The organism is Acidisoma sibiricum (assembly GCF_057837225.1).
On the sequence record NZ_JBYQFD010000002.1, the window covers coordinates 81,711 to 99,869 of the forward strand.

The 18,159-nt window shown below is 65.0% G+C and carries 10 protein-coding genes; 9 read left to right on the forward strand and 1 reads right to left on the reverse strand.

The genetic code is table 11. The features are described from left to right. Position 1: 1 nt before the first annotated feature. Complete coding sequence (locus AC3G7M_RS18820; protein WP_489216787.1) at positions 2-4,813, reverse strand: Hint domain-containing protein; 4,812 nt, start codon at positions 4,811-4,813, stop codon at positions 2-4. A 632-nt stretch (positions 4,814-5,445) separates the two neighbouring features. On the opposite strand from AC3G7M_RS18820, the gene AC3G7M_RS18825 reads away from it, so the two are divergent. From AC3G7M_RS18825 to gspD, 9 genes are all read left to right on the forward strand, one after another. Then, on the forward strand, positions 5,446-7,341 hold the full coding sequence (locus AC3G7M_RS18825; RefSeq protein WP_489216790.1) for an alkaline phosphatase family protein: 1,896 nt from the start codon (positions 5,446-5,448) through the stop codon (positions 7,339-7,341). A 54-nt stretch (positions 7,342-7,395) separates the two neighbouring features. Next, positions 7,396-9,285, forward strand: a complete 1,890-nt coding sequence (locus AC3G7M_RS18830; protein ID WP_489216791.1) for an SPFH domain-containing protein — start codon at positions 7,396-7,398, stop codon at positions 9,283-9,285. Continuing rightward, positions 9,282-10,406, forward strand: a complete 1,125-nt coding sequence (hflC, locus tag AC3G7M_RS18835) for a protease modulator HflC (protein ID WP_489216794.1) — start codon at positions 9,282-9,284, stop codon at positions 10,404-10,406. Before AC3G7M_RS18830 ends, hflC begins: the two co-directional genes overlap by 4 nt. Continuing rightward, positions 10,403-11,491 (forward strand): SPFH domain-containing protein, encoded by a 1,089-nt coding sequence (locus AC3G7M_RS18840; RefSeq protein WP_489216795.1) that lies wholly within the window; start codon positions 10,403-10,405, stop codon positions 11,489-11,491. The genes hflC and AC3G7M_RS18840 overlap by 4 nt, the downstream gene beginning before the upstream one ends. After that, positions 11,488-13,461 carry a heavy metal translocating P-type ATPase gene (locus tag AC3G7M_RS18845; RefSeq protein ID WP_489216797.1) on the forward strand — a complete coding sequence of 658 codons (1,974 nt, stop codon included), beginning with the start codon at positions 11,488-11,490 and terminating at the stop codon, positions 13,459-13,461. Before AC3G7M_RS18840 ends, AC3G7M_RS18845 begins: the two co-directional genes overlap by 4 nt. A 4-nt stretch (positions 13,462-13,465) precedes the next feature. After that, positions 13,466-14,062 carry a hypothetical protein gene (locus AC3G7M_RS18850; RefSeq protein ID WP_489216799.1) on the forward strand — a complete coding sequence of 199 codons (597 nt, stop codon included), beginning with the start codon at positions 13,466-13,468 and terminating at the stop codon, positions 14,060-14,062. Between the two features lie 93 nt (positions 14,063-14,155). Continuing rightward, on the forward strand, positions 14,156-15,196 hold the full coding sequence (locus AC3G7M_RS18855; RefSeq protein WP_489216802.1) for a PilN domain-containing protein: 1,041 nt from the start codon (positions 14,156-14,158) through the stop codon (positions 15,194-15,196). Next, positions 15,193-15,843 carry a type II secretion system protein GspM gene (gene gspM, locus AC3G7M_RS18860; RefSeq protein ID WP_489216803.1) on the forward strand — a complete coding sequence of 217 codons (651 nt, stop codon included), beginning with the start codon at positions 15,193-15,195 and terminating at the stop codon, positions 15,841-15,843. The genes AC3G7M_RS18855 and gspM overlap by 4 nt, the downstream gene beginning before the upstream one ends. A gap of 36 nt (positions 15,844-15,879) precedes the next feature. Further along, positions 15,880-18,159, forward strand: coding sequence for a type II secretion system secretin GspD (gene gspD / locus AC3G7M_RS18865; protein ID WP_489216805.1), 2,280 nt, complete (start codon positions 15,880-15,882; stop codon positions 18,157-18,159).

An 18,159-nucleotide genomic window follows, 5' to 3' on the forward strand; every position in this document is an offset into this window, starting at 1 on the left:
TTTAGGCGGCAACGCTGTTGTTGTCAGTGCGACGGCTGATACCGGTAGCAAGGCGGTTGCGGATCAGCTCCACTTCAGGGCCGGTCACCTTCAGCGGTGCGCAACCCAGAACATCCCATGCGATATGCGAGAAGTCTGCATGCAGTTCAACCGGCAGACCGCCATTCTCGAACATGGCGCGGCCACCGGAGTCGAGATAGCTTTCCGTCGGCAGGCCATCCGAGAGTAGAACCTCGTGCCGGTCCAGCTCGACATGGAAGTATTCCACCGCCTTGGCGGTTTCCTCCACGCGGACCGTGCCGCCATTGACGAGATATTTGACGGGCACCAGCACGCCTTCCGCGAAAATGGCGTGGTCCGGTGACAGCAGCAGATCCCGCACCGGCATATTCGCGCCAAAGGCGCCGCGCAGCACCCGCACCGGACGCACCTTTTCTGGCGCCGGATGGCGGCTAACGTCCACCGCACGACGGCCGAGCCAGCGGATCGGGCTTGTGCGCCGGTCTCCATCCGTCACCGTCACCACGTCATCGCCGACCTGCAGATCTTCAACCGCAACCTCACCGCGAACGGTCAGGATACGCGTGCCGGTGACGAAGCAAGGCAGCACGTCCGTCGACAGGATGAGATCGCCATCGGCGTCTGTCGTGGTTGAAAAGTCGGCGGCTGTATAGTTGCCTTCAAGCTTGATGGTGCCCGTGGTGGTGATCGTCTGGCCAAGCGCGGTGCCCACCTTTGTGAAGGTCAGCACGCCATTGGCGAAGCTTTCGGTCGCGCCGGCAAAGCCCGCCAGCTCGATCGTATCGCCTGATTGGAAGCCCGTGACGGTCGCCGCAAAATCAGCCTCATCATCAAGGATGAGGCTACCATTGTTATTGAGGAAGGTGATGGTCTGATCGGCACTGGCGCCGGCGCCCAGTTCCAGAGCGCCGCCATTGCTGATCTGGCTGACACCACCCGCACCCTGCAACAGTGCATTGATGGTCAGACGGCCGTCATTGAGCGCGATGGTGCCGGTATTGGAGAAGGTATTGACGCTGTTCACCGTGCCGGTGCTGCCGCTGGTGATGCTCAGCGTGCCGCTATTGTCGAAGGCATCATAGGTCTGAACGGCAAGGCTTGCGCCGCCGGCGACGGCCACCAGGCCGGCATTGGTGAAGTCGGTCGTGCCGATCACCAGATTGCCTGAAGCCGCATCCGCCGCCACCGTGCCATCATTGATGACGGTGCCAGCGCCGGTAATGGCGTCGGTGGTAAAGGTGGACGTTGCCACGATGGCGGTAGCGCTGGTCAGCGTCAGCGTGCTGTCGACGTCCAGGGTCGTGACATTGTCGACACTGCCCATGGTGATCGTCGCATTGGCAATGGTCTCGGCATCCGCGATTTCCAGGGTGCTATCCGCCCCGGTGAGCAGAATGCTGCCACCGGCACCGCCGCTGACGTTTTCAATGGCAAAGCCGCTCTGCAGGATGAGGGTGTTACCGTCGCCGATGGTCAACGCGCCCTGGATGGTGTCATTCTGGAAGACGCTGTCGGTGCCCAGGTTCAGCACGCCGCCGTTCAGGATCAGCGTGGCATTCTCAAGCGTGCCGTAATTGTCCAGCTCCGAGAAGGCGCCGGCCGAGTCGACCGAAATGGTATTGCCCCCGGCATCGACGATGCCGTCAATCTCCAGCGTGCCACCGACCGTCTGGCCCTGGGACATATCAGGCGCATAGTCATAAAGGTTCAGCTCGGCGCCGGAACCGACCTGGATGGAACCGGTATTGGTGAAGGCCGAGGCATCCTGCAGCGTCACCGTGCTGCCGGCGCTGAGCGCGATGCGGCCATCATTGGCGAAGGTGCCGAAGACTTCAATCGTCAGCGCCTGGCCGCCGGCGACGATGAGCGCACCTTCATTGTCGAAATCCGTCGTCTCCAGAACCAGCGTCCCGCTGGTGCCATCCGCCAGGATGGTGCCACCGTTGATGACGGTGCCCGCGCCCGTGATCATGGCCGTGGTGATGGTATCGGCCGTCTCCACAACCGCGCCCGCGCCAAGCGTCAGGACATTGTCCACCTGCAGCGTATCGAGATCCGACGCATTGCCGATGACGATGGTCGCATTGTCGATGGTCTCGGCATCCGCCACTTCCAGCGTCGCGTCGGCACCCGTCAGCGCAATCGTGCCCGCGGCGCCATTCGCGTCGGTGATGGCAAAACCGCTCTGCACCACGACCGTATCACCGTCGCCGATGGTCAACGCGCCCTGGATGGTGTCATTCTGGAACACGCTGTCGGTGCCCAGGTTCAGCACGCCGCCGTTCAGGATCAGCGTGGCGTTCTCAAGCGTGCCGTAATTGTCCAGCTCCGAGAAGGCACCGGCCGAGTCGACCGAGATGGTATTGCCACCGGCATCGACGATGCCGTCAATCTCCAGCGTGCCACCCACCGTCTGACCCTGCGACATGTCGGGCGCATAGTCATAAAGGTTCAGCTCAGCGCCTGAGCCAACCTGGATGGAACCGGTATTGGTGAAGGCGGAGGCGTCTTGCAGCGTCACCGTGCTGCCGGCACTGATCGCGATACGGCCGTCATTGGCGAAGGTGCCGAAGACTTCGATATTCAGCGCTTCGCCACCAGCGACGATAAGCGCGCCTTCATTGTCGAAATCCGTCGTCTCCAGCACCAGCGTCCCACTGGCACCATCAGCCAGGACGGTGCCATCGTTGATGACGGTGCCCGCACCCGTGATCATCGCCGTGGTGATGCTGGCCGCCGTCTCCACGACCGCGCCGGCGCCGAGCGTCAGGACATTGTCCACCTGCAGCGTATCGAGATCCGACGCATTGCCGATGACGATGGTCGCATTGTCGATGGTCTCGGCATCCGCCACTTCCAGCGTCGCGTCGGCACCCGTCAGCGCAATGGTGCCGGGCGTGCCATCGGCGTTGCTGATCGCAAAGCCGCTCTGCACCACGACTGTATCGCCGTCGCCGATGGTGAGCGCGCCCTGGATGGTGTCATTCTGGAAGACGCTGTCGGTGCCCAAGTTCAGCACGCCGCCGTTCAGGATCAGCGTGGCATTCTCAAGCGTGCCGTAATTGTCCAGCTCCGAGAAGGCGCCGGCCGAGTCGACCGAAATGGTATTGCCACCGGCATCGACGATGCCGTCAATCTCCAGCGTGCCACCGACCGTCTGGCCCTGCGACATATCAGGCGCATAGTCATAAAGGTTCAGCTCGGCGCCGGAACCGACCTGGATGGAACCGGTATTGGTGAAGGCCGAGGCATCCTGCAGCGTCACCGTGCTGCCGGCGCTGATCGCGATGCGGCCGTCATTGGCGAAGGTGCCGAAGACTTCAATCGTCAGCGCCTGGCCGCCGGCGACGATGAGCGCACCTTCATTGTCGAAATCCGTCGTCTCCAGCACCAGCGTCCCGCTGGTGCCATCCGCCAGGATGGTGCCACCGTTGATGACGGTGCCCGCGCCCGTGATCATGGCCGTGGTGATGGTATCGGCCGTCTCCACAACCGCGCCCGCGCCAAGCGTCAGCACGCTATCCACCTGCAGCGTATCGAGATCCGAGGCGTTGCCGATCACGATGGTCGCATTGTCGATCGTCTCGGCATCCGTCACTTCCAGCGTCGCGTCGGCACCCGTCAGCGCAATCGTGCCCGCGGCGCCATTCGCGTCGGTGATGGCAAAACCGCTCTGCACGATGACGGTATTGCCGTCGCCGATGGTGAGCGCGCCGACGATGGTGTCATTCTGGAACACGCTGCCGCTGGTCAGGCCGAGCGTGCCGCCGCTCAGGACCAGGGTTGCATTTTCGATCGTGCCGTAATTGTCCAGCTCCGAAAAAGCGCCGGTCGGAGTAATGTCAATCGTCTCGCCGCTGGCATTGAGCAGGCCGTCAATCTCGATCGTTCCACCGACCGTCTGCGCCTGGGTCAAGGTGGAGGCATAAGTATCAAGATCAAGCTCAGAACCCGATCCGATCTGGATGGAACCCGTGTTCGTGAAGGCGTTCAGATACTGGATGGCAATGGTGCCGCCATCGCTGATGGCGAGGCGTCCGTTATTGGAGAAAGTACCGTAGGGCTGGATATCGAGATCGGCGCCGCCCGTGACAGTGATGCTGCCATTGTTGATGAAGCTTGGGCTCTCGAGCGACATGGTGCCGCTGGCGGCATCGACGAGAATAGAGCCGTCATTGATGATGGTGCCGTTGCCGCCGAGGGTGTCCGAGGCGAAGGTGGCCGTCGTCTCCACCAGAACGCCGGCGCCCAGGGTCAGGGTCCCACCGGCATCGAGACTATCGAGGCCGCTCGTGCTGCCAATAACAACCGTCGCGTTATCAAAGGTCTCGCTGTCGTTGAACAGCAGTGTGCTGTCTGCGCCGTCAATGGTGATCGTGCCCGGCGTGCTGTCTGCATTCTCGACCGTCAGGCCTGACTGCACAACCGCATCGGCGCCACTGACATCAAGCGTGCCGACGATTGTATCGCCCTGCAACAGACCATAGCCGAAGTCGATCGAGCCGCCGTTGATCACCAAGGTGGCGCCGGCGATCGTGCCATCATCGACGATCGTGCCCGCGCTGAGGGTGATGCTGGCGGCAGAAAGCAGGCCGTCAACCTCCACCGTACCGGAAGTGTCATTCAGCACCAGGCCGGAGACCACCACGCTGTCTGATCCACCGATCAGCACATCGGCCGCACTGCCCCCCGAGACCACAGCCGTGTCAGCGGAGCCTGGAACCTGCTGCGGTGTCCAATTCGTGGAATCGGTCCATTCCCCCGAGCTACCGTTCCAATTGATATCCGGCATTTCAGCGCCCTTCCCAATATCATCACGAACACAAGGCAACGCCTCGGCCGGATGACCGAGACGCGCAGAACGTCACATTGTCTGTAAATCGCGTAGAACGATCTCTCAGCGGGATGCTAGCGGAACAACACGGCCGCGTTTCGTTAACGTTCAAAGAAACCTGTCAGCGTTGACTGGCACCTCTTATTGAACGCTCATAGAGTTGCATGAGCAAATACATGACGGGTGTCAGAATTAACAAGCATCTTCCTGGCGAAAGGCCGCCTGAGAAGCGCCAGAACTGTGACATGAACCCCTGTAGTTGCGAGTCGTTCTTAGACCCCACCGATGCGGGCCTGCGAAAGTTGAGGGTGGACTCCCGCTGTTAGCTCTTTTGATCGCTGCTGCTGTGAGTTGGCTTTTTGTCAATCTGGCGCAGGCATCACGACAAGATTGCAACTGTGTCATCAAACATTAACCGTTTTGATAAAGATCGACACAGCCGCCTTCTGAGACAAGCAGCCGCCGAGGACACCGGCGGACCGTCCCGCCCAGCCTTCATGCAATCTGGAGATTATTCAATGCAGCCCAAGATGCTGTCGTGCTTTGCACGATCGCTCCGACTGTCCATGGTCGCCGGAACGGCGATCTCTTTGATTGGCAACCCCATTGTTTCCTACGCCGCGAGCACCACGGGCGTGGACAAGCTCGTCAACGATCCGGCGGCCACCACGCCGATCCGCCATATCATTGTCATCGTCGGTGAAAACCGCACCTTCGATCATGTCTTCGCGACGTACAAGCCGAAGACCGGTCAAAGCGTGTTCAACCTCCTGTCCGAAGGCATCGTGCGCGCCGACGGCACGCCCGGCCCCAATTTCGTCAAGGCAGGTCAGTTCTCCGCTCAGCAGGCCGGCACCTACACCATCAGCCCGAGCGGCAAGGTGCTTTATAGCAACCTCCCGCCGTCGATGACCGGTGGCGCCCCCACCAAGGCCGCCGACAACAACCCGCCGCCCTTCGCGACGGTCGCCGCAGTCTCCGCCACCGAATCCCTGATCCAGGACGGCCTGCCGTCAGCCGATTACCGCCTGCTGACGACCGGCGCTACGGGCTTGGCCACGGACACCATCGACACGCGCATCGCCAATGCCGCCGCTCCGGCCAACGGCCCCTACCAGCTCACCGGCGCTAAGCTCGGCTATGACAGCTACACGTCCAGCCCGGTGCATCGCTTCTACCAGATGTGGCAGCAGGAAGATTGCGCCGCCAGCCATGTCACGGCGTCCAATCCGTCCGGCTGCTTGGCTGACCTCTTCCCCTGGACCGAAGTGACCATCGGCGCCGGCAGCAATGGCGCTGCTCAGGCGGCCAACTTCACCAACAAGACGACCGGTGAAGGCTCGACCTCCATGGGCTTCTTCAACATGGCCCAGGGCGACGCGCCGACCTTCAAGTCCCTCGCTGACCAGTACACGATCAGCGACAATTTCCATCAGTCCATCATGGGTGGCACCGGCGCCAACCATATCGCGCTCGGCACCGGCCTTGCCCTTTACTACTCCGACGGCCAGGGCAATGTCGCGACCCCGCCGGCCAATGAAATCGAGAACCCGAACTCGCAGTCCGGCACCAACAACTGGTGGGTTCAGGACGGCTATTCGGGCGGTTCCTACACCGAATGCTCTGACGCCACTCAGCCTGGTGTCAGCTCCGTGCGTGCCTACCTCGCTGCCCTGCCGACCCCGGTCGCGCCGAAATGCGCCGCCGGCGCCTATTACCTCGTCAACAACTACAACCCCGGCTACTTCGGCGACGGCACGGTCAATACCTCGACCTTCACCGTACCGCCCTCCAGCGTCCCCACGATCGCTGACGTGCTCAACAAGCACAGCATTTCCTGGGCCTATTACGGCGCGGGCTGGAACAATTATGTGAAAGACCCGAACAGCGACGCCGGCAGCATCTACTGCAACATCTGCAACCCCTTCCAGTACGAAACCGCCATCATGACGAGCGCGACGCAGCGTGCGACGCATCTGAAGGACGTGACGGACCTCACCACCGATATCACCAACGGCACGCTGCCCGCCGTCTCCATCGTCAAGCCGGATGGCCTCCTCGACGGTCACCCCGCCTCCTCGAAGCTTGATCTCTTTGAAGCCTTCGCGAAGAACATCATCACCCAGGTTCAGGCTAACCCGGCGCTCTGGGCTGACACGGCTATCCTCGTCACCTTCGACGAAGGCGGCGGCTACTGGGACTCCGGCTACGTCCAGCCGGTTGACTTCTTCGGCGACGGCACGCGTATCCCGGCGATCATGGTCTCCCCCTACTCCACCGGTGGCCATGTCTCCCATGTCTATGCCGACCACGTCTCCTTCCTGAAGTTCGTCGAAAAGAACTGGGGCCTGGAAACGGTTGGCAGCACCACGCGTGACAATCTGCCCAACCCGGTCGCGACCTCCAGCAATCCCTATGCGCCGACCAATGGCCCGGCCATCGGTGATCTGATGGATATGTTCACCTTCCCGACCAACGGCTCCTAACCAACAAAGCCGGGTGCCCTTCGGGGCACCCGGCTGCCTTGCAAAGACTGATCCATGCAGCAGCCACACTCCGGCATCGACGCACCGCGTCTGTCCCTCGTTCCGGCCTTTTCCGACGGCCGGCGCATCGCACGCCTCTTGCGCGGGATTGCGGCTGTTCACGGACTCAGCCTCGTCCTCCTTCTCGGCACGCTGCTCTGGATGCGCCCTCACCGGGGCGCTGATGCCGTTTTGGCGCCCCTCGCGCAGATCGGCCTGGCCGGGGCGCTGGTAGCCGCACTGCTCGTCACCCTCACCGGCCTCGGGGCCTGTCTCCTGATCCTGAGCGGCCGTAGCCGTTCGCTGGACGCGAATGCCGCCACCCGTCCCTCGCCGGTCTCAACGCTCGCCGGCTGGCCGCAGGGCCTTCTTCTGCTGATCGGCATGGCCGCCAGCCTGATCGTCCTCCGCCAGCTTCCACCCGCCCCGGTTTTCGCCCAAACCCCACTCACCTGGCCCATACTCGCCGGCATTCTGGTGGGCCTATCTTTCGTCTTCCTCATCTGCGAACGACTGGTCGCCAGCATCGGCGTCGCCAGCCTGCCCGAGCGTGTCGCCCTGACGGCCCTGCTGCGGCTGCCAGCCGCCGTGCTGCTGGCCTATGCGGGTTTCCTCGCCGCCAGAGGCATGGGTCTGCCGGTGGGACGCTGGTTACCCCTGCTCATCCACGCCTTTGTCGGCCTGGTCGCGGCGGAACTCGCACTCCGTACGCTCGCCATCTGGTTCCTGCCGCCACGCGCGCCGCTTGACGCGCGCGCCATGATCGGGAGCCTCGCGGCCAGCCTGCTGCAGCCGGACAGCATCCAGCCCAGCCGCGTCGCGGGCAGGCTGAAGACGCAATTCGGCATCGATATCAGCCGCAGCTGGGCGCTGACCTATACCCGCGCCGCCGCCGCCCCCGTGCTGCTCGGCCTTGTGCTCTTTGCCTGGTGCCTTTCGGGCGTCGTCCGTATCGGCCTCAATGCCCGTGGCTCGTACGAACGTTTCGGTGCGCCGGTCGCCATGCTCGATCCCGGCCTGCATGTCCTGCTACCCTGGCCCTTCGGCCGCGTCCGCATGGTGGAATATGGCGTCGTGCACGCGGTGGCTTTGGATGACGTTGCCGCCGGCACGCCGGTGCCGGCTGACACCTCCACGGCTGACGGCCCCGCGCCGCAAAGCGCCAACCGGCTCTGGGATCAGCGATTCGTCAACGACGCCTCCTACATCATCGCAAGCGACAGCGCCGGCCGGGAAAGTTTTGAGACGGCGAACGTTCAGATCAACGTGCTCTATCGTGTCGGGCTGACAAATGCGGACGCGCGCCGCGCCCTCTACAGCCTTGTCGATCCTGCCACCATGGTGCGCTCCGTCGCCGGTCAGGAACTCGCGCATTTCTTCGTCAACCGCACGCTCGCTCAGGTGCTGGGCGAGCGGACCGAGGAAATCGCGACCGGGCTCCGCCGTTCGGTGCAACGGGATCTGGATGCGCAGCAGAGCGGACTTGAAGTGCTCGCCCTCATCGTCGAATCTCTGCATCCGCCCGGCGGCGCCGCTGCCGCCTATCGCGGCGTGCAGACGGCGCAGATCGCGGCGTCGATGCAATATTCGACCGAACAGGGCCGCGCCCATACGACATTGAGTTTCGCGAAATCGACCGCACAGCGTCTGCATGACGCGGCACAGGCGGCGGCGGCGGAGCGGATCGATTCCGCACGCTCGGAACAGGCGCGGTCGGCGGCGGATGTACTGGCCTATCGGGATGGCGGCCGCGCTTTTCTGCTCGAACGCTATTTCCACAATCTGCGTACCGCCTTCGCCCAAGGCAGCCTGGACATCCTCGACAGCCGCCTTGGTGACAGCCAAAGCGCGATCGTCGACCTCAGACCCGCCGCGGCCCCTGACAAGTTGAGACCACAGCCATGAACAGCGCAGCGCCCTTGGACCATGCGGACGCCCGCGCAAAACCCTCCCGCGCACGGCTCGCCCTGCGCTTGGCACTGGCGGGCGTCATCCTCGCGGGCGCCGCGGTCGTCTCCTCGGAAGTGATGGTGACGGACGGCCAGGCTGTCGTCATAACGCGTTTCGGCGATCCCGTCCGCGTGCTGACCGAACCCGGTCTCGCCTGGAAAATTCCAGCGCCGATCGACAGCACCATCAAGGTCGATCTCCGGCTGCACACAACCTCCAGCGGCGTGCAGGATGTCGGCACGCGCGATGGGCTGCGGATTTTGGTACAGGCTTTCCTCGCCTGGCGCGTGCCGGACGAGCCCGCGCATATTCAGCAATTCCTCCGCGCCACCGGCAATAACCCCGATGAAGCGGCGCGGCAGCTGCGCAGCTTCATCGGCTCGGCCCTGCAGATCACGGCGAGCGATTTTGATCTTGATGATCTCGTCAACACCGACCGCAACCATGTCCGCCTGGCAGCTTTTGAGCAGCAATTGCAGAATACCATCGCGCAGCAGGTGCTGACGATCTACGGCGTCAAGCTTGAACAGGTCGGGCTGGAACGCCTCAGCCTGCCGGCCGAGACCCTGGCCGCCACGGTCGCCCGTATGCGCTCGGAACGCGAGACGGTCGCCGCCGAACGCACTGCAGAAGGCTTGCGGGTGGCCGCCCAGATCCGGTCGGATGCGCAGCGCGACGCCCGTATCACCATCGCCAATGCGCAGGCCGATGCCGCGCAGATTGAGGCCGCGTCGCGGGAAAAGGCCGCCGCCATCTATGGTGCCACCTATGCGCGCGACCCTGCCCTCTATCTGATGCTGCGCTCGCTCGATACGCTCAACGCCATCATCGGGCCGCGCACCCGCCTCATCCTGCGCACGGATGCCGCGCCCTTCAATGTTCTGGTGCAAGGGCCGCCGCAGGCGGGCGGCATGCCCGCCGTCCCATCCCTGCCCACGCCGGCAACCCCCGGGACGAGCACGGGTGACACCACGCCGCTCTCCACCGCAACCCCACCGCCCGACCTGCCCCCGCTGCCTGCCGGCGCCGCCGAACTCGGTCTCTTCGGACGGGCTGAAAGCCAGGTCGCGCGATGACCCGGACAGCGCGCGATCCCGCTTTGGAAGGTCCGGCGGCGAGCAGTGTGCGCCTCGGCTTTCTCATGCTCTATGCCCTGGTCCTGCTGCTGGGTGCAGCCTGGGCCAGCGGCAATATCCACCAGGTGCCACCCGACAGCCGCGCCGTCGTCTTCCGCTTCGGCCGCGTCAACCGCGTGCAGGAAGCGGGGCTGCTGCTCGCCTGGCCGTCCCCCATCGAACAGGTGCGCATGCTGCCGGCAGCAGACCGGCAGATCGCCTACAAAGTCCATCCGCAGGAGACGGGGTTTCAGTCCGACGAGACCGACGTTCAGTTCGCGCCCAATGACGACATTATCCACATGCAGGGTGAGCGCGATCTCTTCAACGCGGCCTATCTCATGACCGGTGACGGCAATGTCGTTTCGCTCGATGCCACGCTCTTCTACACAATCACCGACCCCACCGCCTATCTTCTGGTCGAGGATCACGTGCTGCCGGGCCTGCAGCGCATTTTTCTCGCCAGCGCGCTGTCGCTGACGGCGTCACGCCGGCTGGATGATTTCCTCGTTGCCCAGCTGGATGAAGATACAACCGGCGCCGGCAATAACGCGGTCGCGGCGCTGGCAGCCCGCCGCCAGGCGCTGCGCACCGATCTCGTCACCGCCATGAACGCGCGCCTCAATGCGCTGCGCGAAGCGGGGGAGGATCTCGGCGTCTCCGTCAGCCGTGTCGATCTGGTCGCCCTGCTGCCGCCCGTCGCCAAAGCCGCCTTCGACGGCGTGCTGACCGCCGCGCAGATCGCGGATCAGAACGCGGCCGCCGCACAGACGGACGCCGAGCATATCATGCAGGAGGCGAACCAGCAGCGGGATGCGATCGTCTCCGCCGCCGCCGCCGCGGCCGATGAACGCATCAAGACGGCGATGAGCGAAACAGCACCCGTCGGCGCGCTGGAAGTTCAGGAAACGCCGGCCGATCGCGATACGCTGATGACCCATGCCTATCAGGATGAAATCGCCCTCATCCTACAGCATGCCGGCGACGTGACGGCCATCGATCCGCACAGCGCCCAGCAAATTCTTCTTCCGGGACCGATGCCATGAGCGCGACCGCCCTTCCCCCTGGTGCCTTCGATGCGGAGGCTGACAGCGACGGGGCCAAGCGTCCCACGCTGCTCAGCTTCGCCGAGCGCTCGTCGCTCGCCGTCCGCCTCACGCTGTCGATGATCGCGGGCGGTCTGCTCTGCATCGCGCTGGTCTGGCGCGTGGTCTTCCCGGCCGATCAGAGCGTGTCTGAGCTGGTCGCCGGCCTCGCCGCCCTGCTCGTCACCGTTCCGGTCTTCACCGCCGCCTGGGACAGCCTGCGCCACCCTAGCCTGCATGGCATGAGCGACCAGCTCGTCGCCCTCGCACTGCTCGCCTGCTGGGCCACGGGCGATCTCATCACCGCCGCCATTCTGCCCATCGTCATGATCATCGGCCATGTGCTGGAGGAGCGCAGCCTGCTCGGCTCGCGGGAGGCGATCGGCGCGCTCGGCCGCCTGGTGCAAAGCAATGCCCGCCGCCTGACCGGCGATGGCAGCATCGAGGAGGTATCGACCAAGCTGCTGCGCGTGGGCGACCGCATCCTGCTCCATGCTGGCGACCGCGTGCCGGTCGACGGCATGATCCGCGAAGGGGCGGCCAGTATCGACACCGCATCGCTGACCGGTGAATCCGTCCCGATCGAAGCCCAGGCGGGGGAGGCCATCATGGCCGGCTCCATCAATCTGGACGGCAATCTGGTGGTGGAAGTCACCCGCATCGGCGGAGAGACGACGCTCGGCAAAATCGTTGCCTTGATGCATGAGGCCGAAGCCGCCAAGCCGCCCGTCACCCGGCTGCTGGAAGCCTATTCCGGCCATTACATGGCGCTCATCCTGCTGGTCGCCGCCGGCGTCTGGTTCGCGACCGGCAGCACCGCCGCGATGCTCGCCGTGCTGGTCGCCTCCTGCCCCTGCGCGCTTGTGCTGGCCGCCCCCGCCACCGCCATCGCCGCCATTGCGGTTGCCGCGCGGCACGGCATTCTCATCAAGGGGTCGGCCTTCCTCGAGCAATTGGCCGAGGTCTCCTCCGTCATCTTCGACAAGACCGGCACCGTGACGACAGGCACGCTCAATCTTGTCGGCATACGGGCCATGCCGGGCGTGGCTGAGGGGGAGATTTTGGCCATCGCCGCCAGCCTCGGGGCGGCCAGCAGCCATCCCGTCAGCCGGGCGCTGGCCGGCGCCGTGCCGCTGGAGCTGCACCTGCCGCTGATCGACGCGCGCGAGGATCGTGGCCTCGGCATGCATGCCTATCTGGGGCAGGACCGCATCGCCATGGGCCGTCCGGCGCTGATCGCCTCGTTCGGGATCATAGCCCATGACATGCCCGACCATGACGGCCCCATGGTGGCGCTCAGCCGCGGCGACCGTTTCCTCGGCTGGCTGCTGCTGGCGGATGAGCCCCGCGCCGAATCCCTCGAAGCTCTCAATGGCCTGCGCGCGCTCGGCCTCCGGCGCCAGATCCTGCTGACCGGCGACCGCGCCCAGGTGGCCGAGCGCGTCGGGCGCCAGCTCGGCATCGAGGAGATCTGCGCCGAAGCCCTGCCCGAGCAGAAAATGCATCGCGTGCTGGAAGAAGTCCGCCAGGGCTTCAAGCCGATGGTCATCGGCGACGGCATCAATGACAGTCTCGCGCTCAAGGCCGGCGCCGTGGGTGTCGCCATGGGTGCGCAGGGCACGGATGTGGCCCTCGCCTCGGCCGATATCGTGCTGATGACGAGCGATCTGCGCCGGCTCGGCACCTGCATTCGCCTCAGCCGCCGCTGCCGCCGCACCATCCATGTCAACGTCGCCTTCGGCCTTGGCTGGACGGTGATCCTGATCGTGCTGGCGGCCTGCGGCGTGCTGGGCGCGGAAGGCGCCATCATCGCCGCCGTCATCCACAATTTCAGCACCCTGGTGGGCATGGCGAATTCAGGGCGGCTGCTGCTGTTCGATGAAACCAGCCCGGGCCAGCCGCACGCCGTGCCGCCGGCCGTGGCGGCCTGATCCGGTGCGCGCGGCCGCCGCAGGCGCCTGGCAGCGCCACCGGGAAGGATTGCTGCTGGGCGGGCTCATGCTCGCGCTCTGTGCCGCGATCGGGGTCGAGGCAATGCCGCCGCCACCCGCAGCGTCTCTGCCGCTCGCCGTCCGCCCCGGGCCTCTGGCGCGGCTCAGCCCCGGCGACGCCCAAGCTCCTCAAAACCCGGGGACAGCTGATCTATGGATGAATACCGTGCTCGAACGCCCGCTTTTCGCGCTCGACCGCCGTCCGGCAGCGATCGACGCGACCGGCGACGGCGCCCTGCCGCGCCTCTCCGGTACCATGCGTTTCGGCCATACGGCGCTGGCGATCTTCGACCCGCCCGCGGCCGGCGATGCGAGCCATGGCCCGGGCCAGCCGCTGGTGCTAGGTGCGGGCGCTGAGATCAGCGGCTGGACCATCGCAGATGTCTCGGACGAGCACGTGCTCCTCACCAAGGGCAGCGAAAGCCGCATTTTGCAGCTTGCCTTCTCCAAATCCGCCGCGCCGGCCCCACCCGCCCTGAAAGGGATCGCCGCGCTCCGCCTGCTGCACGGCAAAAAGAGCAATGTCTTCTGGCAGCCCTGATCGGCCCGGACCTTTTGGGTGGCTGGCGCAATTGTCACAGAACTGCGGTCGAACCCGCCACGCAAACCGCTAGGGTGGATCGATGAGCTAGAGATGTCTGCCATGCTGCGTGCGTTTTTAGAATGGTGGACAAGACAATGGCTGGCGCTCCTTCCGTCCTTCCTGAAGCGTGATGCGGCGAACAGTGATCTGACATTGTCCGTCAGCGCGCTGCAGCATTTCGCGGGTAGCGCCATCTCCGTCTCCGTCGCCGGCCAGGCTGCGATCCCCCTGTCGTTCGACAGAGAGGGGCTTGCGGCCGCGCGCGCCCTGCAGGACGGCCGCAAGCGCCGGCTGCGCTTGGCATTGCCGCCGGGCGCGATCCTGGAACGCGGCGTGCAGCTTCCCGCCGCGGCGGAACCCGATCTTGAGCATGTGCTGCTGTATGAGATGGATCGGCTGACCCCCTTCGCCGCTGGCGATGTGCTGTGGGACTGGAGACTGCTCGGCCATGACCGGCGGCAGGCCAAGCTCGACATCCGTCTCAGCCTGGCCCGGCGCGATAGCCTCGCCCCCCTGCTGACAGCGCTGGAGGCCGCAGGCCTCCACCCGGACTGCCTGGAATGCCCGGCTGGACGACCGGGGGCACCGCCGCGCAGGCTTTGGCTGCGCCGGACCTCCACCCGCGCCACCCGGCAAAACCCGCTGCGCGTCGCGGCCTATGGACTCTGCGCCGTGCTGCTGCTCGCGCTCTGCGTCATGCCCTTTCTACGCCAGCAGATGGCGCTGGCCGGGACCGCGGACCAGATCGCCCGTCTGCAGCCGCAGGTGCAGCTCGCGGCGCGCCTCCGTCGCCTGATGGCAGCGGAGGCCGAAAGCACTCGGGTTCTGTCGGCGGAGCGGCGCATGGCCGGCAACCCCCTGCAAGTCCTCGCCGCCGTCACCGCAGCGCTGCCGGACGGCACCTGGCTGACGCAGCTCTCCCTGCAGCAGCGCGCCCTGCATATCGAGGGCGAATCGCACGCGGCGGTTCAGCTCATCGGCCGGCTGGCGATCGTCAGCCTCATCGGCAATCCAGCCTTCGCCGCCCCTGTCACCACAGACAGCGATCATCACGCCGATGTCTTCGCGATCAGCGCGGAAGTGCAGCCGTGAGCCAGACCCTCATACGCCGTCTGCCCGAGGGTCGCGCGGGCCAGGCGCTGTGCCTCGGCATGACAGTCATGGCGATCGTGCTGCTATGGCTGGGCTGCATCGCCCCTCTGCTCGGCCTCTATGCCGATGGCGAGGAGAAGCGGCAGGCGCAGGCCGCCATGCTCGCGCATATGCAGTCGGTCGCGGCCGATCTGCCCGCCCTCCGCCAGCGCGCGGGCCACGCCCAGAGCGATCATGCGACGGATGCCGCCGCCGCCCTCCTGCCCGGGGAGACGGACGCCATCGCCGCGGCCAATCTGCAGAATGCCATTCAGGATCTATCCGTCACGGCAGGGCTTGTGCCGACAAGCATCGAGGTTCTGCCGGCCACGCCGCGCGGCGCCTTCCGCCGCATCGGGCTGCAGATTGAGACCACGACCACCTGGCCCATCTTCATGGCGCTGCTCCGCGCCATGAACGACAGCGCCCTTGGGCTGATTGTGGATGACCTCACGCTGCATGCGATCGCCGTCAGCGGCACTGGCACAGACGCCAGTCACCCCATGCTCGACGCCAGTTTCATGGTTTTCGCCTTCCGTCTGGGCCTGGCGGGCGGGAATCCAGGCTTCGCCCGCTCCGCGGCGCTTGCCAACGATCAGACGAACTGACCTGCCCGGCCCATGACCCAAGGATACAATCTTCGGATGCCATTTGCCTTGTCCACGCATCGCCTGCGCTGCTTCGTGCTCTCCCTCATGGCCGCAAGCAGCCTTGTCGGATGCGCCCGGCCGTCCCCGCCGCCGCCCTTGGCACCCCTGCAATCGGTCTCCGCCAGTGCCGGCATGGCCTCTGTCCGCGCAGACGGTTCGGTCGGCCGCACGACGTCGCTCGGCAGCGGTGCCGTAAGCTATGGCACCAGCACGGCCGCGGCCCAGGCCAATACGCCAGCGATCACCGCGCCCACGGCAGGCGGTCCGGTGACGCTCGACTTTGCCGATACCGATATCCGTACCGTGGCGGCGCAAATCCTGGGTTCCGTTCTTCACGTCAACTACACGATCGATCCCGGCGTTCACGGCAATGTCTCGCTGCATACCTCGACGCCGGTGGGTAACGACCAGCTTCTGCCGACGCTCGAAGTGCTGCTGGCGCAGGTCAACGCGACCCTGGTCTCCACCGGTTCGCTCTATCGCATCGTGCCGTCCAATGCTGCGAATGCCTCCGGCCTTGCCGCAAGCCCCGATGCTGCAGGCAGCGAAATCATCCCCCTGCATTATGTCGGCGCCGACGATCTCGTGCGTGTCCTGCAGCCCTTCGTGACCCAGGGCAGCCGGGTTGCGACCGCACCCGGCGGCAATGCAGTGCTGATCGCGGGGGACCCTACCGCGCGCGAAGCCCTCGCCGCGCTGATTGCGGCTTTCGATGTGGACAGTCTGGCCGGGCAGTCTTTCGCCCTGTTTCCGGTCGATATGGGCAGCGCCAAGGATATGGCCAATGCCCTGCAGCAGGGATTGCAATCCTCCGGCACCGGCGCCGCCCGGGGGCAGGCCGCCACTCAGTCGGCTGTGAATGTCATCCCCATGGAGCGGATCAACGCCGTTCTGGTCACGGCCCGCAATCCTTCCGCCGTGGCTGCCGCACAGCGCATATTTTCATTGATCAAAAACCGCCAGGATACGACCACGCGCAGCTGGTCCGTCTATTACCTGCAGAACGGCCATAGCAACGACGTTGCCTATATCCTTCAGCAGGCCTTCACGCCTGACCATGTAACCGCAACGCCGACAGCGACTGCGACGCTCAAATCCATGAGCAGCAGTTCGCAGAGCGGCGGCAGCGGCATAAACAGCGCGGGCAGCGGCGGCTTGGGCAGTGGCGGCGTGGGCGGTATCGGCGGCGGCAGCCTGGGCGGCCTGGGCGCCAGCGGTAGCGGCATGGGCAGCAACACCGGCAGTGGCAACTCGTCCAGCAGTTCCAACCCGCTTCTGGGCGGGCTCGATTCCTCGGGCGGGGGCGATTCCTCCAACAACGAAATGCGCATCATTCCCGATACGCAGAACAATGCCCTGCTGATCTATGGCACGCCGCAGGAGATGAACACGGTGCAGGCGACGCTGCACAAGATCGACATCATCCCGCTGCAGGTGCGCATCGATGCCGTCATCGCCGAAGTGCAGCTGAATGACCAGCTGCGCTACGGCACGCAGTTCTTTTTCAAGTCCGGCGGTTTGAACGGCACGCTGACCTCCGTCTTCAACGCCACCAACAGCTTCAGCGGCTATTTCCTGGCCGGCAGCAATGCCTCCCAGGTCGCGCTCGACATGCTACAGGCCGTCAGCACGGTGCATGTTCTGTCCTCACCCGAACTCATGGTGCTCGATAATCAGCCTGCGCGCCTGGAAGTCGGCGATCTTGTGCCCTATCTCACATCGCAGTCGCAAAGCACGCTGACCAGTTCGTCTGAGATCATCAACTCCGTTTCCTACGAACAGACCGGCGTCATCCTGGAAGTGACGCCGCGCGTGAGCAGCGATGGGCTGGTCACGCTCGATATCGCCCAGGAGGTCAGCAATGTCAGTACTTCCTCCACATCGACCTCATCCACGACCTCCATCAACTCGCCGACCTTCGCACAGCGGGATGTGCAGTCCCGCGTGGTGGTGCAGGACGGTCAGACCATCGGCCTGGCCGGGCTTATTCAGGATAGCGTGACGCGCAGCAATCAGGGTGTGCCCTTCATCAAGGACATTCCGATCATCGGCGCACTGTTCGGCCAGCAGAACAACACGCGCACGCGGAGCGAGCTACTGGTCCTCATCACGCCCCATGTCATTCATGATCAGCGCGACGCGCTGGATCTGACGCAGGATCTGCGCGAGCAACTGCCCAATGCCGCCGCCGTGCCGCAGATTTTGCAGCAGCTGCCGCTCAGCGGTTCGGATGACCCGACCGCTGCACTGCGCAGCCGCCTGGGCGCGCCCTGA

What these genes read in the sequence shown, in the direction of transcription:
- AC3G7M_RS18830 (WP_489216791.1), top strand. Translation starts at nt 7,396, where the DNA reads ATGCAGCAGCCACACTCCGGCATCGACGCACCGCGTCTGTCCCTCGTT.
- AC3G7M_RS18820 (WP_489216787.1), bottom strand. Translation starts at nt 4,813, where the DNA reads ATGCCGGATATCAATTGGAACGGTAGCTCGGGGGAATGGACCGATTCC.
- AC3G7M_RS18855 (WP_489216802.1), top strand. Translation starts at nt 14,156, where the DNA reads ATGTCTGCCATGCTGCGTGCGTTTTTAGAATGGTGGACAAGACAATGG.
- AC3G7M_RS18845 (WP_489216797.1), top strand. Translation starts at nt 11,488, where the DNA reads ATGAGCGCGACCGCCCTTCCCCCTGGTGCCTTCGATGCGGAGGCTGAC.
- gspD (WP_489216805.1), top strand. Translation starts at nt 15,880, where the DNA reads ATGCCATTTGCCTTGTCCACGCATCGCCTGCGCTGCTTCGTGCTCTCC.
- AC3G7M_RS18840 (WP_489216795.1), top strand. Translation starts at nt 10,403, where the DNA reads ATGACCCGGACAGCGCGCGATCCCGCTTTGGAAGGTCCGGCGGCGAGC.
- hflC (WP_489216794.1), top strand. Translation starts at nt 9,282, where the DNA reads ATGAACAGCGCAGCGCCCTTGGACCATGCGGACGCCCGCGCAAAACCC.